The sequence below is a fragment of the Sneathiella sp. genome (assembly GCF_029233945.1).
Lineage (GTDB): Bacteria > Pseudomonadota > Alphaproteobacteria > Sneathiellales > Sneathiellaceae > Sneathiella.
In genome coordinates, this window is sequence record NZ_JARGOQ010000067.1 from 7,749 (window position 1) to 15,529 (window position 7,781).

The 7,781-nt window shown below is 55.6% G+C and carries 6 protein-coding genes; 1 reads left to right on the forward strand and 5 read right to left on the reverse strand.

Features of this window, described 5'->3' with window-relative positions:
• Positions 1 to 805 (reverse strand): mechanosensitive ion channel domain-containing protein (locus P1U71_RS16105; RefSeq protein ID WP_301106661.1); only part of this gene is annotated, 805 nt, incomplete at its 3' end.
• A 413-nt stretch (positions 806 to 1,218) separates the two neighbouring features.
• Here P1U71_RS16105 and P1U71_RS16110 point away from each other — a divergent pair.
• The gene (locus tag P1U71_RS16110) at positions 1,219 to 2,598 is read left to right on the forward strand and encodes a DEAD/DEAH box helicase (protein ID WP_301106662.1); all 1,380 of its coding nucleotides are present in this window, start codon (positions 1,219 to 1,221) and stop codon (positions 2,596 to 2,598) included.
• 49 nt (positions 2,599 to 2,647) lie between these two features.
• Here the strand turns inward: P1U71_RS16110 and P1U71_RS16115 are convergent, their stop codons facing one another.
• From P1U71_RS16115 to P1U71_RS16130, 4 genes are all read right to left on the reverse strand, one after another.
• On the reverse strand, positions 2,648 to 3,598 hold the full coding sequence (locus tag P1U71_RS16115; protein ID WP_301106663.1) for a DmsC/YnfH family molybdoenzyme membrane anchor subunit: 951 nt from the start codon (positions 3,596 to 3,598) through the stop codon (positions 2,648 to 2,650).
• A gap of 12 nt (positions 3,599 to 3,610) precedes the next feature.
• Positions 3,611 to 4,354 carry a 4Fe-4S dicluster domain-containing protein gene (locus P1U71_RS16120; protein ID WP_301106664.1) on the reverse strand — a complete coding sequence of 248 codons (744 nt, stop codon included), beginning with the start codon at positions 4,352 to 4,354 and terminating at the stop codon, positions 3,611 to 3,613.
• On the reverse strand, positions 4,351 to 7,341 hold the full coding sequence (locus tag P1U71_RS16125) for a molybdopterin oxidoreductase family protein (RefSeq protein WP_301106665.1): 2,991 nt from the start codon (positions 7,339 to 7,341) through the stop codon (positions 4,351 to 4,353). The genes P1U71_RS16120 and P1U71_RS16125 overlap by 4 nt, the downstream gene beginning before the upstream one ends.
• A gap of 123 nt (positions 7,342 to 7,464) precedes the next feature.
• A partial coding sequence (locus P1U71_RS16130; RefSeq protein WP_301106666.1) for a sigma-70 family RNA polymerase sigma factor occupies positions 7,465 to 7,781 on the reverse strand: 317 nt, incomplete at its 5' end.

Sequence of the window (7,781 nt, forward strand, 5' to 3'; positions counted from 1 at the left end):
TGATCAGATGCACATCGCGTTGCGGATAGGGAATGGAAACGCCTTCCTTATCGAACGCCTGCTTGATCGCCTTGGTGAGCGCAAATTTAAGCGGAAAGTAATTTGCGTTATCGCACCAGACGCGCACCGTGAAATTCACCGAACTATCGGCAAGTTCCGCAATCTCGATCAGGGGCGCGGGGTCTTTGTGGGACCGTTCATCCGCCTCAATCAGCTTGAGCATGATATCGCGCGCCTTGTCGATATCATCCTCATAGGCGATGCCCATGATCAGATCCATCCGCCGTGTGGGATGGAAGCTGAAGTTGCGGATCGCGCTGCCCCAGACCGACCCGTTCGGGATAATCACCTGGATATTGTCCGGCGTCGCCAGCTCCGTCGTGAACAGGCTGACAGACTTGACCGTGCCACCATGACCGGCAACCTCCACATACTGACCCACCCTCATCGGCCGGAAGATCAGCAGCATGACGCCGCCCGCGACATTGCTGAGCGTGCCCTGCAGCGCGAGGCCGATGGCAAGACCGGCGGCACCCAGAACCGCGATCAGGCTGGCCGTCTGGACGCCGAACTGCGCCAAGACCAGAAGCAGCGTAATCGCCAGAATGGCGAAGCGCGTCAGGCTACCGAGAAAGCCACTCACCGTCGGATCGATGCCGCGCTTATTCATAATTTTGATTAATATGGCCGGCACCCGCTTCGAGACGATATAGCCGATCAGCAGGATGACCAACGCGCCAATCACATCAAGGCCATATTGCGTGATAATGAGGACAATCTCGTCCGTTATCTCTTGTAAATCCATAACTACCCCTTTTCGCCATGCGTCAGCGCACCGACAGGCTTGCTTAACAACATGCTCAATTGTAGGGAACTGTAAACGCCAAAGAAAGGCGGAAATCAAGGGTTTTTTCAAAAGCCGGACAATTAACCATAAGACCTATAATTTCTTGACATTAAGCGTAAGTCTGCGCATATGTGCAGTGCACAATGTTTTTGCATTGGCGTCGTGGTGCTAATGGCCCAGAAGCCGTTAAATCCAATCATCAGGTATATGAACAGTATTTCCACAGCGTATGATCGCTGCTGACAGTCAGACCCTCCTCAAGAGGATGACGCCAAGGTCAAAGGAGAAACGGTTCTCACCTTTTTTGGCCTTGTATGTTGCCCTGCACCGAGTGGCAACGATGGATAGTTATTTTTGAGGACTTAAGTTTTATGACCGAATTTACCGAGCTCAACCTTGTTGGGCCGCTCCTGCGTGCGATTGACAAACAGGGTTTTACCGAACCGACGCAAATTCAGAAGCGCACTATTCCGGCGCTGATGGAAGGTCGCGACCTGATGGGTATTGCCGAAACCGGTGGCGGCAAGACGGCCGCCTTTGTGCTCCCGCTCCTGCAGCGCCTTCAGCATGAGCGCCGCAAACCCAAACCCAACAAGCCAACAGCCGTTATTCTTGCGCCAACACGTGAGCTTGCCAACCAAATCGGGCTTTGTATCCGTGTTTTCACCCGTGGCATGAAACTGTTTCACACGGTTGTTTATGGCGGCGCGCCTTACGGCCCGCAGCTACAGCAACTTTCCCGCGGTGTCGATATCATGATTGCCACACCCGGTCGCATGATGGATCATATGAAGCGCGGCACCGTGCAGCTCGATAATGTGGAGACACTTATTCTGGACGAAGCGGACCGCATGCTCGATATGGGCTTTATCGAGGATGTGACGTTCATCGCCGATAAGCTGCCCGAAGAGCATCAGACGGTGATGTTTTCCGCCACCATGAGCGGGGCCATCAAGCGGCTTTCCGAAAAACTCCTCACAAATCCGGAGTATGTCGAAATTCAGCGCAAGACCGCCGTTGCCGAAACCATCGACCATTCGGTCCTGATGGTGCGCGGCCATGACAAGAAAGACTTGCTGATGCATCTCCTGGGCCTTGGCGATAAGGAACGGGTTCTTGTCTTTGTCCGCACCAAGGCAACCTGCGACGTCCTTGCCCAGGAAATTGAAGAACAGGTTGAGGGCATCAAAACCGCCGCCATCCATGGCGATCTGCATCAACGGGCGCGCGAACGCACGCTCCGGTCTTTCAAGAACGGTCGTTTTTCAGTTCTGGTGGCAACGGATGTTGCCGCGCGTGGGATTGACGTCAATGGCATTACCCATGTCATCAACTATGACCTGCCGATGGAGGCGGAGAACTATGTTCACCGCGTCGGACGGACAGGTCGCGCCGGGGCGAGCGGCATCGCGATATCCATCTGCGAGCCGCGTGAACGCAACCTGCTGAGAAACATAGAACAAACCATCAAGCAAAAGGTACGTATCGATGAAGATCATCCCTTCCCCGCACCAACGGCCAAACCCGAACAGAAAAAGCATCGTTCGCGGCGAAACGGACCTCCTGCGGGTGCCAAGCGTGACGCATTACCATCGGGCGATGTTAAGCCATTTCGCAAGCGTCCGAAGAAGACCGTCAGCAAGAATAAAGGCAAACCGGGATTTAAGTCTGGCAAACCCGCAAACCCGACTTCAAATGCGCCGAATAAACGTTCAAATGCTCGCCAGCAGAAATTTAAGCGTGCTAGCTGACAACCCGTGGCAATAAATTTGAAAGAGGCCGGTTTTTAACCGGCCTTTTTTATGCGTGGGGCGCGCCGTAATAAAGCCCGACCGTGTGGCGTGCCTCGGCAAAGAAGAGCCAGCGTTCTGTTACCAGGCCAATCGCCGCAGAAATAACGGCAAGCATCATCAGAACGCCCGATCCGACGGTCCCCAAAAAAAGACCGAGTATAATCAGCAGAATGGGAGCAATAAAGCCCGCCAGCAGAGTGATCAAACGCAGTTTCGCTGAATGCTTCCGGGCAATTTTGAAGCCCATCTCCTTCATGAGATAGTTCGCCTCTGTATGCGGCGCCTCGAACAGTTTGACAGCGCCAAACTCACCCAGACCCGTTGCACTCTCGGGCGTTGAGATACTCTTGCTACTATCCAGAAAGCGCCAGTATGTAATCTTCCAGCCAAGAGCGACCCCGAGAACCAATAGCGTCACCAACTGCAAAGACGCCGTGGCAAAGCCCCAAAGGGCCAGCAAGCTATTCAAGAGCAAAAGCCCACTCATCAGCGCGAGCAGCAAATAACCCGCCGGAACATAATTGTTCGACCAGGCATGAATGGGTTTCAGGCTGGCATAGATCATTGCCGTGCAATAGACCGTTACGATCGCGCAAATCACCCCGACCACGCCGAGCAGCCCCATAATCCCCTGCATCATCTCCGGGAAAAAGAGCTGATGCAGCGCATAGAGGCCCGTCGGAATAAAGGTGAGGATCGCCATCACCCCTTCCCGGCTGAGCCAGGAGGAACGCCACTGCGTCAGCGCGCGCCAGGCCCGCTCCGGGTGGCCCAGATGAAAAGTGGAGGAAAGAAGCCCGCCCGTGATCAACACATAGCTCACCGCGTAACCGATAAAGGCCAGCCAGAATTGAGCCGGAATGAGGCCGAAAATATTCCCCGCGATCAGGAGGGCAAGCAAGCCATATCCCGCGCCAGATGCCGTAGTGAAGAAAATTACCGATTTTGCCGGGTGCATTTTGGCCTCAATTTACGCGGAAAGAAACTTGTCAACCCAACGGGCGATCACACCCGCCGAACTATCGGCAACCGGGGCGAGTTCTGGCGGCGGCGCGTCATTTCCCAGTTTTTTGGGCCGGGGAGGCAGATACTTGTTGGTTGGCTTGCATTCCTGTTCCGGCATCAGGTCATAACCGCTACGCTTCGCGACCAGCTTGCTCACGTCCGAGTCCGGATCGCCAAGATCGCCAAAGGACCGCGCGCCCACGGGACAGGTGGACACACAGGCCGGCACCCGGGATTCCTCGGGCAGGTTCGGGTTATAGATTTTATCGACACAGAGCGTGCATTTCTTCATCACGCCCGCATCCTCATCATATTCCCGCGCGCCATAGGGGCAGGCCCAGGAACAGAGCTTGCAGCCGATACAATGATCCGCATTGACGAGAACGATGCCATCTTCCTCACGCTTGTAGGACGCCCCGGTCGGACAGACAGTCACACAGGGCGCATCGTCGCAATGCAAGCAGCTTTTCGGGAAGTGAACCGTGCGCCCGCCCGTATCCTCATTCTCCACCTCGAAGCTGTGAATGCGGTTGAACCAGACGCCGGTCGGATCCGCGCCATAAGGGTCTGTGTCGGTCAGGGGCGCGGAATGCCCCCCGGTATTCCATTCCTTGCAGTTGACCGCGCAGGCATGACAGCCGACACAGATATCCAGATCGATCACAAGGCCAAGTTTTTTCTTCGATGGTGTCGTCGGGAGGGATGTCATTCTTTTTCCTTTTCCGAGTCACCGTCAATCTGGTTGCCATGGCCGGGTTTGATGCCGCTCTTCTTTCCGGCGTTTTCCTTCCGGTTGCCGATCCAGTCCTTCATCGGAACGGGGTCGAGATGACTCGCCTCCCCCTTGAGGTTGGCCCCATAGCGCAACAATTCGGTCGGCTCGGGAAGCCCGGCGGCGCCTTGCGCCTCAAACATCGGTTCTGTCTCCCCAAAATCGGCTGCGTCGCATTTCTCAATACTGACCCGCAGGTCGTACCAGGCCGCCTGCCCCGTCACCGGATCGGAATTTGAATAGCGATAGCCATCTTCGCGCGGGGGCAAGAGTTCGGAAATAATATGGTTCAGCAAAAAGCCTTTTGTGACCTCCGGGGCATCCTCTTTAAGGTTCCAGGCGCCCTTGCGCTTGCCGATGGCGTTCCAGGTCCAGACCGTATGCGGATTAACTCCCCGCATCAGCTTTGCCTGCGCTTTCACCTTGCCATATGGCGAGCTTACCCAGAGCCAGTCACCATCGGTGATGCCGCTCGCCGCCGCCGTATCGGCATGTATAAACAACGGGTTACGTGCCGTTATCTGGCGAAGCCAGGCATTCTGGCTGCCCCAGCTATGATACATATGCATCGGCCGCTGGGTCACCGCATGAAGGGGGAACCCCTCCCCCTTATCCTCATCCGCGAAAGGCGCATACCAGAGCGGCAAAGGATCAAAGAATGTCTCCACGCGATCGCGCAAATGATCCGGCGGTTGCCGGTCCCCGAAACCTCTCGCCGCGAGACGGAATTTCTGCATGGTTTCGGAATAAATCTCCATCACCACCGGACTTGGCATGGCGAGCCAGCCCATATGGACGGCTTCCTCAAGATAGGATTTATTGGCGAACTTGTAATAGGACTGCTCCGGTGTGAATTTTTTCTCCCAGAAGCAGCCATTCTCGATATAGGCATCAAGCTGCGCCCTGTTCGCCCCGCCGCGCCCCTGTCCCGATCCGTCTTCTCCGCGCCAGCCCGCCAGCGGCCCGACATCGGGGGTGCGTTCATGATTGACCATATAGTCAGAATAACCGCCGGGATAAATCGCCGATCCATCTTCCGCCGCGAAGCCCGGAAGATTCAATTTCACCCCAAGATCGAGCATCACATCCTGAAACGGCCGTACGTCGCGATCGAGCGCAACGACAGGCTGGCGAATAGCATCCGCCGCGCCATGGGCACTGGAAATTGGCCGGTCCAGCAGGGAAATACAATCCCAGCGTTCCAGATAGGTCGTATCGGGCAGCACGAGATCGGCAAACGCCACGGTTTCCGAATGATAGGCATCGGAATAAATAAACCTGGGAATTTTATAGCTGCCGTCGGGCTTTTTATCCGTGAGATAGCGAATTGTATCCGGCACGTTCATCGTACTGTTCCAGCCCATATTGGACATATACATAAACAAAACGTCAATCTCAGCCGGATCCCCGGCCCAGGCGTTATGGATCACGCTATGCATCAAGCCATGGGCGGACAGCGGATATTCCCAGCTATAAGCCTTGTCGATCCGTTTTGGATTGCCCGCCTCATCGACCAGCAAATCTTCCGGTCCTTTCGGAAATCCGAGCGGCATGCCGTTCAAGGGTGTGTTCGCCGCCGTTTCCTTGCCCGCAGGCGTCGGTCCGGGTGGACAGGGTTTCGGGAAGGGCGGCTTGTGACGAAAACCGCCCGGCACATCAATAGTCCCGATCAGCATCTGTAACAGATGAATGGCGCGGCAGGTGTGAAAGCCGTTTGAATGGGCTGAAATACCGCGCATGGCATGCATGGAAACCGGGCGGCCTGTCATTTTTTCCTGCGGTCGTCCGGCCCAATCAGTCCAGGGGATATCGAGGGTGATTTCCTGCTCAAAGGCGACGTCGGCAATCTCTGCGGCTATCCGGCGGATCGTGTCCGCTTTTATACCAACACGCTCCGCGACAGCCTCCGGCGCGTATGTATCCTCCAGATAGCGTTCCGCCATCAATTGAAATGCCGGGACCGCTTTTTTGCCAGAGGGAAGTGTATATGTACCGACAAGCACGGGATCGGCCTTCCGGTCGCTGTGCGGCAGCAATTCCCCCGTCGCCGTGGCAATCAGGGTCGTTCCGGTCGCGTTTCTTGCAAAAAGTCCATCCGCCGCGTCCCCTTCCGCCTGGATCACCAGCCAGGACGCATTGGTGTAGCGTTTCAGATAGTCCCAGTCGATTTTCTCCGCCGCCAGCAATTCGTGGATAATCGCCATTACGAAAAGACCATCGGCGCCGGGCGTAATGCCGATCCATTCATCGGCAATGGCGGAATAGCCGCTCCGGACCGGATTGATGGAGACGAACTTCGCATCCTCGCGCGTTTTCAGCTTGCCAAGACCCATCTTGATCGGGTTGGAGTCATGATCCTCCGCCACGCCGAACATCATGAAGTATTTGGTATGGTCCCAGTCCGGCTCGCCAAATTCCCAAAAAGAACCGCCGATCGAATAAAGTCCCGCCGCCGCCATATTCACCGAACAGAACCCCCCATGCGCCGCAAAATTCCGGGTCCCATACTGTTTTGCCCACCAGCCGGTGAAGCTTTGTGACTGATCGCGACCGGTGAAGAAAGCGAGTTTTGACGGATCGTCACTGCGCACGTCTTGCAGCCATCCGGCGGCCAGATCAAGCGCCTCCTCCCACTCGATTTCCTTGAACTTCCCTTCCCCGCGTTCCCCCACACGGAGCAGAGGCTTTTGCAGCTTCGCCGGGGAATTCTGCTGCATGATCCCGGCGGACCCCTTCGCGCAGAGAACGCCCTTGTTCACCGGATGATCGGGATTTCCCTCAATATAGCGGATCTGGTTATCTTTGAGATGCACCTTTATCCCGCAACGGCAGGCGCACATATAGCAGGTTGTGTATTTTACTTCGTCCGAGACAATGGGCGAAGTGTCCGCGCGTTCGTCGCGCAGAACGATACCTTCTGTCATTTAAAATAGCTCCCCAGCTACTTGAGAACGGCACAAGGCCGAAAGCACTCACCTTATCGTTACCCGATTTGCCGGGGGGCTGTCGATAGCGAATTAAAAATAATCTATTCTCTTCATTTGAAATTATTCCTGGCGAAAAGACTTCAGATTTTCGCGCAGCAAACCGCGCCCCTGCTGCACCCGCTTGCGAACATTATCGTTTGATATGCCGAGTTTGCGGGCAATATCGTCATACTCCTCTCCCTGCACCAGACGAAGGACAACGGGCGCCTTCAACCGTTCGGGCAAGCTGTCGATTGCCGTGCGCAGCCGTCGGCTGAGCTCCGCATTCAAAAGATTGCCTTCCGGCGTCTGCTGATGGGTATCGAACGCGGACATATCGATAGTGCTTATTTCCTTCACCTTGTCATAGAGGTTTCTGATCCGCTTGTTGGCACGAT